Genomic DNA, 17,840 nt, shown 5'->3' on the forward strand with positions numbered 1-17,840 from the left:
TTTGCTAAACATAGAAACTCCGCAGTGAAACCCGTTGCTATTTTCCGCCATGCGCCCAGCGAGGGGCCAGGTTATTTTGCCACATTTCTTGAAAATCACGCGATTCCCTGGAAGCTTATCAAGATCGACGTGGGCGAGGCCGTCCCGCGGCAGCCGCAGGAGTACTGCGGGCTCGTCTTCATGGGCGGGCCGATGAGCGTCAACGACGATTTGCCGTGGATTCGGCAGGTGCTCGCCCTGATTCGACACGCCGCGGGTGAAGGGATTCCGGTGCTTGGCCACTGTCTGGGCGGACAGCTCATGTCCAAAGCCCTGGGCGGGCGGGTCACCAAAAATCCGGTCAAGGAAATCGGCTGGGGTGAAGTGAAAGTGGAGGACAATCCCGCGGCCCGAGACTGGCTGGGTGATTCGCTCAAATCGTTCCTGTCGTTTCATTGGCATGGCGAAACTTTCACCCTTCCGCAACAAGCAGAGCGCATTCTTTCCAGTCCCTGGTGCGAAAACCAGGCGTTTGTGCTGGGCCAGCATCTGGGTTTGCAATGCCATGTGGAAATGACGCCGGAACTGATTAAAAGCTGGTGTGAAACCGGGGCGCGCGAAATCGCCTCGAGCCCCGGCCCCGCGGTGCAGTCGGCACAGGCCATGCAAACAGACTTGCCTACCCGCATTTCCAAACTGCACCGCGTCGCCGACCGGCTTTACCGCCGCTGGCTCAAGGGGCTTACGCCTTGATCAGCACAGTGGCAAGCCACAGTAACAGCCCCATGCTGGTAATGTCGGTGGCGGTAGTGAGGAAAATGCTCGACGCTGCCGCCGGATCGGCCCCCAGTTTTTTCAGGGTAATCGGCACCATGGCGCCGGAAATACCGCTGGCGACGCAGCTGCCCACCATAGCGAGAAACACCACCAAACCCAGTAAGACAGCGTGAGGATTGCTTTGCAGCACTCCGGTTATGTACATCCCGATGCCGGCGGTCAGCCCGACAAGAGTTCCGTTCAATAGCCCGAGCCAGGCTTCTTTCGTGACCTGCACTTTCTCTTGGCCCGCCTTGAGTTCACCCAGGGTCATGCCGCGCAGGGTGACTGCCAGCGCTTGGCAGCCGGTATTGCCTGATTGCCCGGCGAGCACCGGCAGGAACAGTGCCAGAATGACCAGCCGGTCCAGCGTGTCCTGGAACAGCCCGACCACCACGGCATCAAGAAACGCGGTGAGCAGGTTGAACTGCAGCCAGGGATGGCGGAACTTGAAGCTGCTCAGCCAGGGCGTGGAAAGTCGCTCCTCTTTTTCCACGCCGACCATGATGCCGGGCTGGGCGCTGATTTCAAACGCTTCGGCCAGAAACATCGCCTGTCCGCGCACCAGCCCCACCAGGTGTCCCTGTTCGTCGCACACCGGATACACCGGAAAATGGTAGTTGAGGACGAGCTTCATCGCGCCCGCCAAGGGCATCTCCGGTTTTAGGAAAAACACGTCCCTCAGCATCAGCTCTTCCAGCCGTTGTGATTTTTCGGCGAACAACAGGTCGCGCATGGTGATGATGCCAAGCAGTTTGCCGCTTTCATCCGTAACATAGCCGTAGGTGATGAAGACGGTTTTAATCAAGTGGCGCAGTTTCTTGATGGTTTCGTTTACGGTGAGTTGCGGGCTGAATACGGCAAAAGCCGGATCCATCAGCTTGCCGAGGCTGCCTTCGGGGTAGGCTTTGTTGCACAGCCACTGACGTGCGTATTCGGGAGGCGCGGCCTTGAGAACCTCCTCGGCCAGCCTGCTGGAAAATTCTTGGAGTAGCGACTGGGTGGTGCCCGGGTTAAGCTCGATGAGCAGCTTGGCGACGAGATCGGCAGGTTTGTTTTTTAGGAGCTTGACCGCTTCGTGCGCGGGCCGCTGCCTAATTTCCACCAGCAAGACCTTGCGCCGCTCTTCGGTCCATTCCCGGGCTGCTGCCACTTGTTGTTTGCGCATGTTCAACTCCCTTTGAATGCATTTGGAATAACACCAGACTATTCCGGGCAATCGTAAGAGAAGTAGCAGGCGCTGTCTACTCCCGGAAGTTAATGAACTGCAACGGGAAGTCGGTGACAGATTTGCGCACCAGCTGGATGGCCTCTTGCAGCGCGTCTTTCTTGGCGCCGGTGACGCGCACCGCGTCGCCCTGGATGCCCGCCTGCGCCTTAAGCTTGCTGTCCTTGATAAGCTTGACGATTTTCTTGGCGAGCTCGGTCTCCACTCCGACCTTGAGGGTGAGGATCTGCTTGACCTTGCCGCCGCTGATATTTTCAATGGAGCCTTTGCTCATGCAGCGGGTGTCGACGCCGCGCTTGGCGAGCTTGCCGTTCAGCACGTCGAGCAATTGGCCCAGCTTGAATTCATCGTCGGCGAAAGCGCTAAGAACATATTCGTTCTGTTCCACCCGGGCCTCCGAGCCCTTGAAGTCGAAACGGTTGGATATTTCGCGGTTGCACTGGTCTACCGCGTTTTTTACTTCCTGTTTGTTGACTTGGGAGACGATGTCGAATGACGGCATGATTCATTCCTTTACCCGCAATCACCGCACGGTGGACAGAAAAAACCAAAAATCTTCAGCCACAGAGGACACAGAGATCACAGAGAAAGAACTAACAATCCTGTCTTACTCGCTGTGCTTTTGTGTTCTCTGTGGCCAATCAGCACAACCTGCAGTCTTCAGCCACAGAGTTCACAGAGAGCGCGGAGAAAAACTGACAAGTTCTGCCTTACCTCTGTGTGCTCTGTGTCCTCTGTGGCCAATGCTTTTGTCTTTAATGTTTTGGTGGTTCACGACTTATTTTTCAGCTTCGCGGCGATGCGCAGCCTGAGCGCATTCAACTTGATGAAGCCCGCCGCGTCCTTCTGGTTATAGGCGCCTTGGTCGTCCTCGAAGGTCGCGATTTTCGGATCGAACAGCGAATGGGTCTTGGACTGGCGGCCGGCGACGGCTACGTTGCCTTTGTACAGCTTGACCCGCACCGTGCCGTTCACGCCGGTCTGCGAGGCGTCAATCATCTGCTGCAACAGCTGGCGCTCGGGGCTGAACCAATAACCGTTGTAAATCAGCGAGGCGTAGCGCGGCATCAGATCATCCTTAAGGTGTGCCACCTCGCGGTCGAGTGTGATGGACTCAATCGCCCGGTGCGCCTTGAGCATGATGGCGCCGCCCGGCGTTTCATAGCAGCCGCGCGATTTCATGCCGACGTAGCGGTTTTCCACTAGGTCCAGCCGCCCGATGCCATGCTTGGCGCCGGCGCGATTGAGCGCTCCCAGCGCTTCGGCGGGGGTGAGCCGCACGCCGTTGACGCCGACGATGTCGCCTTTTTCATATTCCAGCTCGAGGTATTCCGGCTGGTCCGGCGCCTTTTCCGGCGCCACCGTCCAGCGCCACATGCTTTCTTCCGGTTCCTTGGATGGATCTTCCAGTCTGCGGCCCTCGTAGGAAATATGCAGCAGGTTGGCGTCCATGCTGTAAGGCGAGCCGCCCGGCTGCTGCGCCTCGACCGGAATGCCGTGTTTTTTCGCATACGCCAGCAGTTTCTCGCGCGAGGTGAGGTCCCATTCGCGCCAGGGCGCAATCACCCGGATGTTGGGCTCGAGCGCGTAATAGCCGAGCTCGAAGCGCACTTGGTCATTGCCCTTGCCGGTAGCGCCATGCGCCACCGCATCCGCCTGGGTCTGCCGCGCGATTTCGATTTGCCATTTGGCGATCAGCGGCCGCGCGATGCTAGTGCCGAGCAGGTATTCCCCCTCGTAGCTGGCGTTCGCCCGGAACATCGGAAACACGAAATCGCGCACGAATTCCTCGCGCAGGTCAACGATGAATATTTCCCTGACCCCGAGCTGCTGCGCCTTGGCGCGCGCTGGCTTCAGCTCCCCGCCCTGGCCGATGTCGGCGGTGAAGGTCACCACCTCGCATTTATAGGTGTCCTGCAGCCATTTCAAAATGACCGAGGTGTCCAGCCCGCCGGAATAGGCGAGCACCACTTTTTTGATGTCGCTCATTTGATTTTTCCTAACAGCAAATATTCCATCAAAGCCTTTTGCGTGTGCAGCCGGTTCTCCGCCTCGTCCCACACCGCGCTTTGCGGGCCGTCGATGACTTCCGCCGCCACTTCCTCGCCGCGGTGCGCGGGCAGGCAGTGCATGAACAACGCGTTGGGCTTGGCGAGCGCCATCATTTCCTCGTCCACGCGGAAATCGGCGAAGACTTTCTTGCGCTCTTTGGTTTCCCTTTCATAGCCCATGCTGGTCCAGACGTCGGTGGTAACCAAATCGGCGCCGCGCACCGCATCGTGCGGGTCGGTGAAACATTCGAGGTGCATGCTGGCGTAGCTTTCCCCGCGCCCGGGCTCGAGTTCATATCCAGGCGGGGTGGCCACATGGAAATTGAAGTCGAACAGCTTCGCCGCCTGCAGCCAGGAGTTGCACACGTTGTTGGAATCGCCCACCCAAGCCACGGTCTTGCCGCGTATCGAGCCGCGGTGCTCAATGTAGGTAAAAATATCGGCGAGGATCTGGCAGGGGTGATATTCGTTGGTGAGCCCGTTAATCACCGGCACCCGCGAATGCCCGGCAAAGCGCTCGATGATGCTCTGATCGTAAGTGCGGATCATCACGATGTCCACCATGCGCGACAGCACCTGCGCCACGTCCTCGATCGGTTCGCCGCGCGAAAGCTGGGTGTCACGCGGGGAAAGAAACATCGCCGAGCCGCCCAGCTGGTTCATGCCCGTCTCGAAGGAGACGCGCGTGCGCGTCGAGCTTTTCTCGAAGATCATCGCCATGGTTTTACCGATAAGCGGCTGATAAAGTTCCCCGCGCGCTTGCCTGGCCTTGAGGGTGCGCGCGCGCTCGAACAGATACTCGAACTCGTGGAGCTCGAAATCCTTGAATTGGAGAAAATGTCTGACCTGCATGGGCGGTGTCTCAGGCGCGGGCCTGGGCCGCGGCGCCCGGTTCCACAAATTGCCGAATGAGGCCGCTTAATATGTCGATGAGTTGCTGCGCCTCGGCTTCGCGCATGACCAGCGGCGGCAACAGCCGGATCACGTTTTCCGCAGTCACGTTAATGAGCAAGCCTTGTTCGAGCGCCAGCTTGACGAGATCGCCGCAAGGCTGCGCGAGCTCGATGCCTATCATCAAGCCTTCGCCGCGGATTTGCACCACGTCTTTCGCGCCCGCGAGCTTCTCCGCAAAACCATTGCGGATGAATTCGCCGAGCTTCACCGCATGCGGCATCAGGTTTTCTTCTTCAATAACCGCCAATGTGGTGAGCGCCGCGGTGCAGGCGAGTGGGCTCCCGCCGAAAGTCGAACCGTGATTGCCCGGCTTGAACACATCGGCGGCCTGGCCTGCCGCAAGACACGCGCCAATCGGCACGCCCGAGCCCAGACCCTTGGCGAGCGTCATCACCTCCGGCGTGATTCCCGAATGCTGGTGAGCGAACCATTTGCCGGTGCGGCCGATGCCGCTTTGCACTTCGTCAAGCATCAACAGCCAGCCGTGCTCGTCGCAAACGCGGCGCAGGCCTTGGAAGTAGGCGGGCAGGGGCAGCGGCACGCGTATCCCGGCTTCGCCCTGAATCGGTTCCACCAGCACGGCGACGATGTTTTTGTTGTGGCTCGCCACTTGCGCCACCGCATCCACATCGTTGTAGGGAACGCGCGCAAAGCCGCCCATCAGCGGCTCAAACCCCGCCTGCACCCGCCGCGAGCCGGTGGCGGAGAGCGTCGCCATGGTGCGCCCGTGGAAACTTTTTTCCATGACGATGATGGTTGGATTATCGATGCCTTTCTGGTGGCCATATAGCCGCGCCAGCTTGATCGCCGCTTCATTGGCTTCCGCCCCCGAAGTGCAGAAAAACACCTGGTCCATATGAGCGAGGCCGGCCAGCCTTGCCGCCAATTCTTCCTGCTTTTGCACTTGGTACAGATTGGAGGTGTGAATCAGCGTATGCACCTGCTCGGCGAGCGCTTTTACCAATTTGGGGTGCGCATGGCCGAGACCGTTCACCGCGATGCCGGCGACGGCGTCGAGGTAGCGTTTGTTTTGCCCGTCCCACAACCATACGCCTTCGCCACGGACGAAGGCGACCGGCAACCGGGTATAGGTGTTCATCAGATGCGACATAACGTTTACCGAAAAACAAATGCACACGGGAGCATGCGCCGCCGTGTGCCGGGGTTTATCAAATCAATATCTTCGTTAAATTATACGCTTGTTGCAAGAAAATTATTCACGCAGCCGCTCAGACTCTTTTCCTCGGCTTTGGTGAGAGTGCGCAGGGTGGGCAGATAACCGTCGAAAACAATGCCGTGCAGCTCGACCCGTTTCTGGCTGCGCAGCAAACCCACCAGGTAGTGGATGGTTTCGGTGGTAATCATCTGTCCCGGCACCAGCACCGGAATGCCGGGCGGGTAGGGGACGATCTGGTCGGCGCAGACCTTGCCGGAGAGCGCGGTATTGACCCGGTCTTTCTCGTCCACCAGCGGCGAGAGTTCCCCGCCGCAATAGAAAGCGTCGCGCGGCAGGTACTTGAGGTGGGTGAAGCGCGGGATTTCAGGCGTCACATAAAGCCGGCGCGGCGCGCGGCCCTCGCGCGCGACGCGCATCAGAGCGTCATACAGGCGCGACACCTTGCTGCGCGTGGTGCCAATGGTAAGGAGCAGCGTCAGCGTATTAAACGTGGATTTTTCCACCTGGATGTTGAAGCGGTCGAACAGTTCGCGCTGCAAATCTTCCACGGTATAGCCGCAGCGCGAAATGTCCACGGTGACCTTGGTGGGGTCGAGCCGGATGTTGTCCGTTTTCACTTCGTCGGGCAGCAGATCGTCGAGCTCGAGCACGCGGAACACCCCGGTGGAATTGATTTGCTCGCGCAGTTCCTTCGCCAGTCCCAGCGTTCTCGAGAGCAGCTTGTAGCCTTCCATCACCGCCTGCTTGCGCGCGATGTCGAGGCTCGCGATCATCGTGTATTGCGGACTAGTGGAGGCGTGCATGTTGAAGTTTTCGCGGAAGATGTGCTCCTTGAAATCCGGGTCGTTGACGTGAATCATCGAGGCTTGCGAAAACGCCGAGAGCACCTTGTGCGTGCTTTGCGTGGCGTAATCGGCGCCGGCTTCCAGCGCGGTGGGACGGAACTCGGGGTGAAAGCGCGCAAAGCCGTACCAGGCTTCGTCTATCACCATCTTGATGCCTTTTGCGTGCGCGGCATCGATGATGGGTTTCAAATCGTAGCGCAAGCCGTCGTAAGTGCAGCTGGTCAGCACCAGTGCTTCGGCATCGGGATGCTCCTCGATGGCTTTCAGAATGGTGCGCTTCGGCACCGGGCCGAACAGTCCGAATTTGCGGTTGACCGAGGAATCGAGATAAACCGGATGCGCGCCGGAGAGCACCACGCCGTGGTGCACGGATTTATGGCAGTTGCGGTCGAACAAAAGCTTTTCGCCGGGAGCGATCAGCGTCTGGAAAATCACCTTGTTGGCGGTGGAGGTGCCGTTGGTGGCGAAAAACGTGCGCCGTGCGCCAAAAGCCTTGGCTGCGATTTTCTGCGCCTCCAGAATCACGCCGGTGGGCTGCATCAACGAATCGAGCATCGGCACCGACACCGACAAATCCGCATCGAACACATGCTCGCCGGTGAATTCGTAGAAATCGCTGATCCACGGGCTGTCGCGCAAACTGTCGCCACTGGAGTGCCCCGGCGAATGCCAGGCGTCCTTGGCCATCAGCACATAGCTTTTCAACTGGTCGTAAAACGGCGTGTGCGCTTTCTCCTGAATTTGCGCATTGAGAATCCGGTACATGCCGCGGTAATCGCGCTCTTCGCGGTAAAAATAACCATCAACTGATTCCGCGAACAGCGTGCCCACCACCTGGTCTTCCTGCTCCTTGGCGATCAGGATGTAGACGTCAAGCTCGGGACGGAAGCGGGTGATTCGCTGCACCAGCTTCAGCGCCGACATCTGCTTGGAGCGCGAGCTGTTCTGTCCGTCATTTTTCAGGGTGTAGAGCGTGTCGTCCACCACCACTGCCTGCAGGTCGCCGTCTTCTTCAATCGCGCGCAGCGCCTCGCGCACGGTGGCGACGCCGGTGAAAGTGATGCCGAGAGGATTATCGAGCGCGCGCGCCGCGGCATTAAGGCCCTTGATGAGCTCCTTCAGGACCAGTTTTTCGTCGTTGATGACGAGGATGCGGCTTACCGGCTTGCGCATGACTGTTGCGGATTAAAAAAGACGCTTTATGCGCCAAATGCGTGCGCAATGCAAGCCCCGGTTATAATGAGCCGTGCCAAAAACTACTTCCAACAGTTTGCCGGCGGAAATCATCATCCATGGGATCACCGTAAACTGTCAGATCTTCCGGCCCAGCGACTGGCCGGCTGAGTTATTGGCAATACATTTGGCTCCGTTCGCTCTTCGACGCGCTCAGAGCGAACGGACGCAAGGACTCACCACCAACACGAAAATCCGGAATAAGCGGGTTGTGCGAAGAGGTACTTAAGCCATTGCCCGGATGGCTTGTGACAGGCGGCTCTTGTGGCGGGCGACGTGGTTCTTGTGAACGATTTTTTTGTCGGCGATGGAATCCACCACCGGCACGGCCTGCTTGAAAGCGGCTTGCGCCGCGGCCTTGTCGCCGGCAGCAATGGCTTTGCGCACATTCTTGATGGCGGTGCGTAGCTCGGTGCGCAGTCCCGCGTTGTGCTGGCGCCGCGTCTCGGCTTGCCGGGCACGTTTCTTGGCGGATGCGATATTGGCCATGTAAACACCTAAAACCGTGAAAGGGCGAAATGATACGTTTGTTCGGGCTTCTTTGCAACCACCATCCGGGCCCGCTATGAATTTGTTAAAGACACTCGCCACGGTCAGTAGCATGACCCTGATCTCCCGCATCCTGGGTTTTGTCAGGGACACTGTGATCGCCCGGATTTTCGGGGCGGGATTGTTCGCCGACGCGTTCTTCGTCGCTTTCCGCATCCCCAATCTGCTGCGCCGGCTGTTTGCCGAAGGCGCGTTCTCGCAGGCTTTCGTGCCGATACTCGCCGAATACAAGAACCAGCGCGGCGAGGCCGCGACCCGGCTTCTGGTGGACCATGTCTCGGGAACACTCGCGCTCGCCTTGTTGGTGGCGACGGCGCTCGGAGTGGTGGCGGCGCCCGTCATTGTTTACATCAGCGCGCCGGGATTTTCCGCCATGCCCGATAAATTCGCCATCACGGTGGAGCTGCTGCGCATCACCTTCCCCTATATTTTGTTTATCTCGCTGGTGTCGCTGGCCGGAGGCATCCTCAACACCTGGAGCAAGTTTTCGGTGCCGGCGTTCACCCCGGTGCTGCTTAATCTTTCGTTCATCGCCTGCGCCTTGTGGCTTGCGCCCTATGTGAACCCGCCGGTGAAAGCGCTGGCCTGGGCGGTGTTCATCGGCGGGGTGCTGCAGCTTGCATTTCAAATCCCGCATCTCGCACGCCTGGGCTTGCTGCCGCGCTTCCGGCTCAATTTCCGCGACGAAGGGGTGTGGCGTATTCTCAAGCTCATGGGGCCGGCGGTGTTCGGCGTTTCCATCAGCCAGTTGAGCCTGCTGATCAACACCATTTTTGCTTCGTTTCTAGTGACGGGGAGCGTGTCCTGGCTGTATTACGCCGACCGGCTGATGGAATTTCCCGCCGGCATGCTGGGCGTGGCTTTGGGCACAATCCTGCTGCCCAGCCTCTCCAAACATTATGTTGACCAATCCGGCGCAGAATACACCAAGCTTCTCGACTGGGGTCTGCGGCTTACCTTATTGCTGGCGCTGCCCGCGGCGGCGGCCCTGGCGCTGCTTGCGGTGCCGCTGATTGCCACGTTGTTTTATTATGGCGCGTTCACCGCCAACGACGTGTGGATGACGCGGCAGGCGCTCATCGCCTACAGCGTGGGGCTTTTGGGAATGATCTTTGTTAAAGTACTGGCGCCGGGTTTTTACGCCAGGCAAAACATCAAGACGCCTGTGAAAATCGCCATCGTCACGCTCGCCGCGACGCAACTCATGAATCTGATTTTCATCTGGCATTTGAAACACGCGGGACTTGCCCTGGCGATTGCGCTGGGCGCGTGTTTGAACGCTGGGCTTCTGTATTTTTATTTGCGCCGGTCCGGCGCCTACCGGCCGCAGCCCGGCTGGGCGGCGTTCACGCTGAAAGTTTTGCTGGCGATTTATGTGATGGCGGCGGTATTGTGGCTTGCGTCCGGAACCGACGCAGCGTGGCTGGCTCAAGCCGCCGCGGGCCGGGCGGCGAAGCTCGCGTGGGTGGTTTTGCTCGGCGCAGCGTCGTACTTTGCTTCGCTGTGGGTGATGGGCTTTCGCTTAAAGGATTTCAGCAAGCGCGCGGCGGAATAGCGGTTGAACATGAGGTAGGGTAGGCTATTGGGAATTAGGCAAGGTTTTTCATGCACGCCAAAAAACTGACAATCTCGATTAAGACTTCCTCGCTCAAATTCATCGGGGAATACCTTAAGGTGCACGGCTTTAAAACCCGTTCGCAGGTCATCGAAAAAGCCATCGCCCTGCTGCGCGAACAGGAGTTGGAGTCGGATTCCCGCGAAGCCGCAGAGGAAAACGAGCCGCTTTCGGAACTTCCGGTCGCCGAACATCTTAAGGAAAAAGACTAATAAAAACACATATTAAGTAACTTTTTCCCTATGGCCGCGCCGCAGGAGATCGAAATCTCGTCGCGCGCAATGTTGATGCGTATGACTTCGGATTTTCGTTCATAACTGATAATCTGAACCCTTGGCTTCGCTCATTGCTGCTTCCACCGCCTTGCGCGTGAGCTGCGGCGCGAAGAGTTCGATGAAGTCGTAGACGTAGCCGCGCAGATACACGCCGCGGCGGATGCCAATGCGCGTGGTGCTCGATTCAAACAAATGGCTCGCGTCAATGGCGCGCAAATTCTCGTCGCGCTCCGGATCAAACGCCATTTTCGCGAGTATTCCCACGCCCAATCCCAGCTCCACGTAGGTTTTGATCACGTCCGAGTCTATCGCGGTCAGCACCACATTGGGCGTGAGTCTTCTTGCGGCGAAAGCGCGGTTGATTTTTGAACGTCCGGTAAACGCGAAGTCGTAGGTGATGATGGGATATTTCGCCACGTTTTCGAGCGTGAGGGTGCGTTCATTCAAAAGTGGGTGTTTCGGCGGCGTAACCACGCAGCGGTTCCACTGGTAGCAGGGGAGCATCACCAGGTCTTGAAACAGTTCAATCGCTTCGGTGGCGATGGCGATGTCGGCCTCGCCCGAGACCACCTGCTGCGAAATTTGCGTCGGATTGCCCTGATGCAATGAAAGCTTTACTTTGGGGTACATCGCGGTGAATTTGCGCACCGTGGACGGCAGCGCATAACGCGCCTGGGTGTGGGTGGTGGCAATGGTGAGGCTGCCGGTCGCCTCATTGGTGAATTCCTCTCCGACGCGCTTCAAGTTATCGGTTTCCTGCAAGATGCGCTGCGCGATGGAGTAGATTACCTTGCCCGGCTGGGTCACTTCAACCAAGCGCTTGCCGTTGCGCACGAAAATCTGCACGCCGAGCTCTTCTTCCAAAAGCCGGATTTGCTTGCTGATGCCGGGCTGCGAAGTGTGCAGTTTTTCCGCCGCTTCGGAGACATTAAGGCCTTGGCGCACGACTTCGCACAAGTAGCGCAGTTGCTGCAGCTTCATACCTTGCTGCCTTTACAAATAACCCTAGGTTATAACATCCTAACATAATGTTATTTTGAAATATATATAGAGACTGATACGATGCTTTTTCCGGCCGTTCCTGGTAACCGGCGGCAATTGCTAACAACTAGAAAACTATGGATTTTTTATATACGATTTCAGGCTTTGTGGTCGGCTTCATCGTCGGGCTCACCGGTGTGGGCGGGGGCTCCTTGATGACGCCACTGCTGGTGCTGTTCTTCGGCATTGCGCCGGCTACTGCTGTCGGCACGGATTTGCTTTATGCCGCCATCACCAAGATGGGCGGCGTCTGGGTGCACGGCCGACGCAGCAACGTGGACTGGAAAATCGTGGGACTGCTCGCCTTGGGCAGCCTGCCGGCGTCGCTGATTACGGTCTGGGCATTAAAAAGTTATGCAGTAGAGACGACACACTTTAATTCCCTGATTACCACCACCCTGGGCGTGGCGCTGATACTTACCGCGCTGGTGCTGATTTTCCGCGAGCGGCTGCAGAAATTCGTGAAGCACCATGTCGGCGAACTCTGGCACGAGCGCCATCCGCTTCCGGCCACCATCGTTACCGGTTTAGTCCTTGGAGTTTTGGTGACGATTTCTTCGGTCGGCGCGGGCGCGCTGGGCGTGGCGGCGCTGACTTTCCTCTACCCGCGGCTGCCGGCGGTGAAAATCGTCGGCACCGACATCGCCCACGCGGTGCCGTTGACGGCGGTGGCGGGGCTTGGGCACATGACATTGGGCACGGTGGATTTGATCTTGCTGGGAAGCCTGTTACTGGGTTCGCTGCCGGGAATTTATCTCGGGAGTCACATGAGCGTGAGAATTCCGGAACGGGTGTTGCGGCAGATTCTCGCCAGCATGCTGGTGCTGATCGGCGGCAAGCTGGTGTGGTGAAGATTTGAATCCTTTGAGGAGTCACGACGATGAGCCAACTTAATAATCTGGCAAATCCGGAGGAGATTGAAAGCTACGAGCAGGCAGTCGAGAGTTTCCTGGGGCTGCAAATTGATGCTGACCGTTTCACCGCGACGCGTCTGCAAATGGGCGTGTACGGCCAGCGCCAGGAAGGCGTCAACATGGTGCGCATCAAGATTCCCGGCGGCCGCCTGCTTTCCTCTCAGTTGAACGCCATCGCCGATATGCTGGAAAAATATTCACAGCACGACGTGGTGCACATCACCACGCGCCAGGACATCCAGATGCACTACGTGCCGCTGCAGCACACGCCAGCGGTACTGCGTTATCTCGCCGGTGCGGGGCTGACCACGCGCGAGGCCTGCGGCAACACCATCCGCAACGTCACCGCCTGCCCGATGGCGGGAATCTGCCCGCGCGAGCATACCGATGTGACCAAACATCTGGACGGCGCCGTGCAGCATTTCCTGCGTAATCCGCTCAACCAGCAGCTGCCGCGCAAATTCAAAATCAGCTTCTCCGGCTGCGAGGCCGATTGCGCACAAGGCATGCTGCATTGCATGGGCATTGTCGCGGTGAAGAAAGGCGACCGTTTCGGCTTCAAGGTGCTGGCGGGCGGCGGGCTTGGCCACAAGCCGCACGAAGCCATCGTGGTCGAGGAATTCATCGAAGAAAAGGATTTGCTGCACACGATGGAAGCCATCGTGACGTTGCACAACAAATATTCCGACCGCGTCAAGCGCGCCAAATCGCGCATCAAGTTTCTGGTGGACCGCTTCGGCGCGGACGGCTTCCGCGAGAAATACCGCGAGGAGCTGGCGCGCATCAAGGAAGCGCTGGCCGACCAGCCTTATCCCAAGGGCGAATGGAAAACCGGCGGTGAAGGCGAAATCTGCGGACAAGGCGCACCGCGCCACGTGGTACCGCAAAAGCAACCCGGGCTTTTCGTGCTGCCAATCAGCACGCCGATTGGGAACCTGAACGCGACGCAGTTGCGAGGGCTGGCCAAGGTGCTGCAGGAGCATGGTTTGGATGAAATTCGCACCACCCAGGATCAGAACCTGATGGTGGTAAACGTGCCCGAAGCGAAACTGAATTCACTGCGTCAGGCGATTGCAGCGCTCGGACTGCGTGAGCCGGAGGCCGGCGACAACGTGGTGGCCTGCCCCGGCACCTCAACTTGCCGCCTGGGCATTACCTCTTCGACTTTCCTAGGCCCCAAGCTCTATAGCGCCGTCGGCGGCGATTTGCGCATCCGCGTCTCGGGCTGCCACAACGGCTGCGCCCAGCCTGAGATGGGAGATATTGGCATTTACGGCGAGGGCAGGCGCATGCATGGCAAGCTCATTCCTCATTACCAGACATATTTCGGCGGCAATGGTCTCGCCGGCGGAGGGCTCGCGATCAAGGGACCTTCTGTTCCTGCGGCGCGCGTGCTAACGGCGCTCGAGCGGGTGCGGCTTGCTTTCGACAAGGATCATCTGCCGAAAGAAAGCTTTTTCTACTGGACGCGCCGCCGCGGCATAGAGTATTTCAACGAGCTGCTTGCCGATTTGGTGCAGGTGCCGGAAACGGAGGTCGGATCGGTGTTGCGCGACCATGGCGATAATCAGGACTTCAAGGTGCTCCAACTGGGTGGCGGGGAATGCGCCGGCGCTACACAAATGCTGGTCGGCTCGAACTTCTTTGAGGCGGCGCATGAGCGCGGCTACCGCAATGCACTGGTGTTCCAGCGCAAGTATGGCGAGGCGGTGAAATGCGCCGAAGCGATTGCCCGCTTGATCGGGCAGGGCGTGGTGCACCTGCTGGGCGGCAACAACAAGCAGGAGAACCTTGCCGATCTCGGCGCCGAACTCGTTGGCCTGTTGTCGGACCAGCCCGAACTGGGCGAGCAACTGGCGGAGTTTGGTGCTGCGTTTGCACGCGATTCCGAGAAGTGGACGGACAAAGAACTCAACCCCTTGTTCGCTAAGCTGGATAGCTGGACGGTGGATGTCGCCGAATTGTGTGTCAGCCGCGACCGCCAGCTCGATCTTTCAGGCGCGCTGCCGACCCCGCTGGCGGCGCAGAAAGTAATTCCCACCGCGGCGCAGGCAGCCGCGGCCTGACCATGATTACCCGCAACGATCCGCAGCTCTCTGTTGAAGCGAGAGCGGTTCCGGAGCGCAAAGCTGAAAGCGTAAAGGCGCTGCTCTCGAAAATCGAGAAAGACTTTGCACCGGCCACTTTCGCCAGCAGCTTTGGCGCTGAGGACATGGTGCTGCTTGATCTCATCGTGCGCTTCGCCCCCGGAATTGAAATCTTCACCCTGGATACCGGCCGTTTGCCTGAAGAGACTTATGCGCTCATGAATAAAATCGCTGAACGCTATGGTGTGAAGGTGCGCGTGTATTTTCCGCAGGCTAAGGCGGTGGAACAATATGTGCAGCAGCACGGGCCGAACGCGTTTTATGAAAGCGTGGAACTGCGCAAGGCCTGCTGCCATATGCGCAAGGTGGAACCGCTCAAGCGCACGCTTGTTGGCAAGAAAGCCTGGGTCACCGGAATGCGCCGCGGGCAATCGGTGACGCGCGGCGTCACTCCCGAATCCGAATTCGACAAGGATCACGGGTTGCATAAATTCAATCCGCTTTACGACTGGACCGAAAAAGAAGTGTGGGCTTATATCCGTGCCAACAACGTGCCTTACAATGCGCTGCATGACAAGGGTTACGCCAGCATCGGCTGCGCGCCTTGCACACGCGCCATTACGCCGGGCGAGGACATCCGCGCCGGCCGCTGGTGGTGGGAGGATGCCAAAAACAAGGAATGCGGGTTGCACCGCAAAAGCGAGGCGGTATGAGCGGGCAGACGGCACTGCGCAAACGGAAACTTTCTGGTGCGGAAGAGCGCTTGCATCATCTCAGCCATCTTGAGGTGCTGGAAAGCGAATCCATCCACATCCTGCGCGAAGTCGCGGCGGAATGCAAAAATCCGGCGCTGCTTTTTTCCGGCGGCAAGGATTCCATCGTGCTGCTGCGCCTCGCGGAGAAAGCCTTCCGCCCCGCGCACTTCCCCTTCCCGTTGCTGCACATTGACACGGGGCACAATTTCCCCGAGGTGATTGCCTTCCGCGACCATCGCGTGGAGCAGCTGGGCGAGCGGCTGATCGTGGGCTCGGTCGAGGAATCGATGCGCATGGGACGGGTGGTGCTGAAAAGCGAAACCCAAAGCCGCAATGCCTCCCAGTCGGTGACTTTGCTCGACACCATTGCCGAGCATGGGTTTGATGCCTGCATCGGTGGCGCGCGGCGCGACGAGGAAAAAGCGCGCGCGAAAGAACGGATTTTTTCCTTCCGCGACGAATTCGGGCAATGGGATCCGAAAAACCAGCGCCCCGAGCTGTGGGATCTCTATAACACCAGGGTTCATCCCGGCGAGCATATACGGGTGTTCCCCATCAGCAACTGGACTGAGCTCGATGTGTGGCAGTACATTTTGCAGGAGCGGCTGGAAATTCCGATAATTTACCGAGCGCACCGGCGGGCGGTGATCCGCCGCGGCAGCGGCCTGCTGCCGGTCACCTACCTGGTGCAGCCGCAGCCGGGTGAGAAAACGGAAAACATCATGGTGCGCTTCCGCACCGTGGGTGACATGACCTGCACCTGCCCGGTAGAGTCCGATGCGGTGACGGTGGAACAAATCATCGCCGAGACCGCCGCCACCCGTATCACCGAGCGCGGCGCAACGCGCATGGATGACCAGACCTCCGAAGCCTCGATGGAGCTCAGAAAGAAAGAAGGTTATTTCTGATGTCGGCCATCGAAAAAATCGCTTTCCCGGACATCGAGCTGTCGCGCTTCATCACCGCCGGCAGCGTGGATGACGGCAAGAGCACGCTGATCGGCCGGCTGCTCTACGATTCCAAATCCATTTTCGAAGACCAGCTCACGGCGATTGAAAAAACCACCCGGCGCAAAGGGCTGGAAGGGGTGGATTTGTCGCTGCTCACCGACGGCCTGCAGGCCGAGCGCGAGCAGGGCATCACGATTGACGTCGCCTACCGCTATTTCGCCACGCCCAATCGCAAGTTCATTATCGCCGACACGCCCGGCCACGAGCAGTACACCCGCAACATGGTGACCGGCGCCAGCACCGCGAATCTGGCGGTGGTTCTGATTGATGCGCGCAAGGGCGTGCTTACCCAGTCGCGCCGCCACGCCTACATCGCGTCGCTGGTCGGCATTCCGCATTTGGTGGTGGCGGTGAACAAAATGGACCTGGTGGGTTATTCGCAGGACGTGTTCAACGTCATCAAGCAGGATTTTTCCGCTTTCGCCGACCGGCTCAACATTCATGACATCCATTACATTCCGATATCGGCACTGCATGGCGACATGGTGGTGGAGCGTGGCGATAATTTGCAATGGTACGAGGGCAAGCCGATGCTGGAACTGCTGGAAACCGTCGAGATCGCCAGCGACATCAACATCCAGGACTTCCGCTTCCCGGTGCAGTGGGTGTGCCGTCCCGCCGATCCCGCCTATCAGGATTTCCGCGGCTACATGGGCCGCATCGAGTCCGGCGAAATCCGTGTCGGCGACAAGATCACAGTATTGCCCTCGGGGCTGACCTCCGCGGTGAAGGAAATCGCCACCTTAAGTGCCAAACATGAGTTGGGGTTTGCGCCGCAGTCCGTCACCCTGCAGATCGAAGATCACATCGACATTTCGCGCGGCGACATGCTGGTGAAAAGCGACAACCTGCCGCAGACTACCAGGGAATTCGGCGCCATGCTGTGCTGGCTCTCCGAGCAGCCGTTGGATGTGCACCGCAAATATTTCGTCAAGCACACCACCAAGACGGTGAAGGGCTTGGTTTCGCAACTGGATTACCGGGTGGACGTGAATACCCTCGAGCGGGTTGGCGGAATAACGGAACTCAGGATGAACGAAATCGGGTGTGTCAGATTAAAAGTGCAGCAGCCGCTGATGTGGGACGCGTACGACCGGAATCGCGCCACCGGCAGCTTTATCCTGATCGATGAAGCCACGCAAAACACCGTTGCGGCGGGAATGATTATTGAGAGCCTCTAACATAATGAAACGGATTTGCGTTGCTGGCCAAAAAGCGATGAATGCGCGACGCGAGGCGTAACTCGATGCCGGGACATCGAGTAAGCCGAGCAACAAAGCAGGCGCGCTTTTTGGCCGCAACCCTTGGGGA

Annotated in this window: 16 protein-coding genes; 8 read left to right on the forward strand and 8 right to left on the reverse strand. The window is 58.7% G+C overall.

Annotation, left to right across the window (positions count from 1 at the left end):
- The first annotated feature begins 24 nt into the window (after window positions 1-24).
- Window positions 25-732, forward strand: a complete 708-nt coding sequence (locus VHE58_02330; GenBank protein ID HVS26130.1) for a type 1 glutamine amidotransferase — start codon at window positions 25-27, stop codon at window positions 730-732.
- On the opposite strand, the gene VHE58_02335 is transcribed toward VHE58_02330, so the two are convergent.
- The 7 genes from VHE58_02335 to rpsT form a co-directional block, all read right to left on the reverse strand.
- Window positions 722-1,963 (reverse strand): magnesium transporter, encoded by a 1,242-nt coding sequence (locus VHE58_02335; protein HVS26131.1) that lies wholly within the window; start codon window positions 1,961-1,963, stop codon window positions 722-724. The two genes, VHE58_02330 and VHE58_02335, sit on opposite strands and share 11 nt — an antisense overlap.
- A gap of 76 nt (window positions 1,964-2,039) precedes the next feature.
- On the reverse strand, window positions 2,040-2,525 hold the full coding sequence (locus VHE58_02340) for a YajQ family cyclic di-GMP-binding protein (GenBank protein ID HVS26132.1): 486 nt from the start codon (window positions 2,523-2,525) through the stop codon (window positions 2,040-2,042).
- 269 nt (window positions 2,526-2,794) lie between these two features.
- Window positions 2,795-4,012, reverse strand: a complete 1,218-nt coding sequence (locus VHE58_02345) for an argininosuccinate synthase (GenBank protein HVS26133.1) — start codon at window positions 4,010-4,012, stop codon at window positions 2,795-2,797.
- Entirely contained in the window at window positions 4,009-4,926 is a 918-nt protein-coding gene (gene argF / locus VHE58_02350; GenBank protein ID HVS26134.1) for an ornithine carbamoyltransferase, read from the reverse strand. The genes VHE58_02345 and argF overlap by 4 nt, the downstream gene beginning before the upstream one ends.
- A 10-nt stretch (window positions 4,927-4,936) precedes the next feature.
- Window positions 4,937-6,139 carry an acetylornithine transaminase gene (locus tag VHE58_02355; GenBank protein HVS26135.1) on the reverse strand — a complete coding sequence of 401 codons (1,203 nt, stop codon included), beginning with the start codon at window positions 6,137-6,139 and terminating at the stop codon, window positions 4,937-4,939.
- 80 nt (window positions 6,140-6,219) lie between these two features.
- The gene (locus tag VHE58_02360; protein ID HVS26136.1) at window positions 6,220-8,223 is read right to left on the reverse strand and encodes an aminotransferase class I/II-fold pyridoxal phosphate-dependent enzyme; all 2,004 of its coding nucleotides are present in this window, start codon (window positions 8,221-8,223) and stop codon (window positions 6,220-6,222) included.
- 285 nt (window positions 8,224-8,508) lie between these two features.
- Complete coding sequence (rpsT, locus tag VHE58_02365; GenBank protein ID HVS26137.1) at window positions 8,509-8,772, reverse strand: 30S ribosomal protein S20; 264 nt, start codon at window positions 8,770-8,772, stop codon at window positions 8,509-8,511.
- A gap of 76 nt (window positions 8,773-8,848) precedes the next feature.
- On the opposite strand from rpsT, the gene murJ reads away from it, so the two are divergent.
- Entirely contained in the window at window positions 8,849-10,387 is a 1,539-nt protein-coding gene (murJ, locus tag VHE58_02370; GenBank protein HVS26138.1) for a murein biosynthesis integral membrane protein MurJ, read from the forward strand.
- A gap of 50 nt (window positions 10,388-10,437) precedes the next feature.
- On the forward strand, window positions 10,438-10,659 hold the full coding sequence (locus VHE58_02375) for a hypothetical protein (GenBank protein HVS26139.1): 222 nt from the start codon (window positions 10,438-10,440) through the stop codon (window positions 10,657-10,659).
- A 99-nt stretch (window positions 10,660-10,758) separates the two neighbouring features.
- Here VHE58_02375 and cysB read toward each other — a convergent pair whose 3' ends face one another.
- Window positions 10,759-11,703, reverse strand: coding sequence for an HTH-type transcriptional regulator CysB (gene cysB, locus VHE58_02380; protein HVS26140.1), 945 nt, complete (start codon window positions 11,701-11,703; stop codon window positions 10,759-10,761).
- Window positions 11,704-11,840: 137 nt separating this feature from the next.
- On the opposite strand from cysB, the gene VHE58_02385 reads away from it, so the two are divergent.
- The 5 genes from VHE58_02385 to cysN are packed head-to-tail and all read left to right on the forward strand — an operon-like array spanning window position 11,841 to window position 17,710.
- Window positions 11,841-12,614 carry a sulfite exporter TauE/SafE family protein gene (locus tag VHE58_02385; GenBank protein ID HVS26141.1) on the forward strand — a complete coding sequence of 258 codons (774 nt, stop codon included), beginning with the start codon at window positions 11,841-11,843 and terminating at the stop codon, window positions 12,612-12,614.
- Window positions 12,615-12,643: 29 nt separating this feature from the next.
- On the forward strand, window positions 12,644-14,743 hold the full coding sequence (locus VHE58_02390) for a nitrite/sulfite reductase (protein HVS26142.1): 2,100 nt from the start codon (window positions 12,644-12,646) through the stop codon (window positions 14,741-14,743).
- A gap of 2 nt (window positions 14,744-14,745) precedes the next feature.
- Window positions 14,746-15,477, forward strand: a complete 732-nt coding sequence (locus VHE58_02395) for a phosphoadenylyl-sulfate reductase (GenBank protein HVS26143.1) — start codon at window positions 14,746-14,748, stop codon at window positions 15,475-15,477.
- Complete coding sequence (gene cysD / locus VHE58_02400; protein ID HVS26144.1) at window positions 15,474-16,427, forward strand: sulfate adenylyltransferase subunit CysD; 954 nt, start codon at window positions 15,474-15,476, stop codon at window positions 16,425-16,427. Before VHE58_02395 ends, cysD begins: the two co-directional genes overlap by 4 nt.
- Window positions 16,427-17,710 (forward strand): sulfate adenylyltransferase subunit CysN, encoded by a 1,284-nt coding sequence (gene cysN, locus VHE58_02405; protein ID HVS26145.1) that lies wholly within the window; start codon window positions 16,427-16,429, stop codon window positions 17,708-17,710. The genes cysD and cysN overlap by 1 nt, the downstream gene beginning before the upstream one ends.
- Window positions 17,711-17,840: the final 130 nt, after the last annotated feature.

The organism is Burkholderiales bacterium, from assembly GCA_035543335.1.
Taxonomy (GTDB): Bacteria; Pseudomonadota; Gammaproteobacteria; order Burkholderiales; family JAHFRG01; genus JAHFRG01.

Coding starts and splice junctions, on each gene's coding strand:
- VHE58_02335 (HVS26131.1), bottom strand. CDS start 1,963: ATGCGCAAACAACAAGTGGCAGCAGCCCGGGAATGGACCGAAGAGCGG.
- VHE58_02340 (HVS26132.1), bottom strand. CDS start 2,525: ATGCCGTCATTCGACATCGTCTCCCAAGTCAACAAACAGGAAGTAAAA.
- VHE58_02345 (HVS26133.1), bottom strand. CDS start 4,012: ATGAGCGACATCAAAAAAGTGGTGCTCGCCTATTCCGGCGGGCTGGAC.
- argF (HVS26134.1), bottom strand. CDS start 4,926: ATGCAGGTCAGACATTTTCTCCAATTCAAGGATTTCGAGCTCCACGAG.
- VHE58_02355 (HVS26135.1), bottom strand. CDS start 6,139: ATGTCGCATCTGATGAACACCTATACCCGGTTGCCGGTCGCCTTCGTC.
- VHE58_02360 (HVS26136.1), bottom strand. CDS start 8,223: ATGCGCAAGCCGGTAAGCCGCATCCTCGTCATCAACGACGAAAAACTG.
- rpsT (HVS26137.1), bottom strand. CDS start 8,772: ATGGCCAATATCGCATCCGCCAAGAAACGTGCCCGGCAAGCCGAGACG.
- murJ (HVS26138.1), top strand. CDS start 8,849: ATGAATTTGTTAAAGACACTCGCCACGGTCAGTAGCATGACCCTGATC.
- VHE58_02375 (HVS26139.1), top strand. CDS start 10,438: ATGCACGCCAAAAAACTGACAATCTCGATTAAGACTTCCTCGCTCAAA.
- cysB (HVS26140.1), bottom strand. CDS start 11,703: ATGAAGCTGCAGCAACTGCGCTACTTGTGCGAAGTCGTGCGCCAAGGC.
- VHE58_02385 (HVS26141.1), top strand. CDS start 11,841: ATGGATTTTTTATATACGATTTCAGGCTTTGTGGTCGGCTTCATCGTC.
- VHE58_02390 (HVS26142.1), top strand. CDS start 12,644: ATGAGCCAACTTAATAATCTGGCAAATCCGGAGGAGATTGAAAGCTAC.
- VHE58_02395 (HVS26143.1), top strand. CDS start 14,746: ATGATTACCCGCAACGATCCGCAGCTCTCTGTTGAAGCGAGAGCGGTT.
- cysD (HVS26144.1), top strand. CDS start 15,474: ATGAGCGGGCAGACGGCACTGCGCAAACGGAAACTTTCTGGTGCGGAA.
- cysN (HVS26145.1), top strand. CDS start 16,427: ATGTCGGCCATCGAAAAAATCGCTTTCCCGGACATCGAGCTGTCGCGC.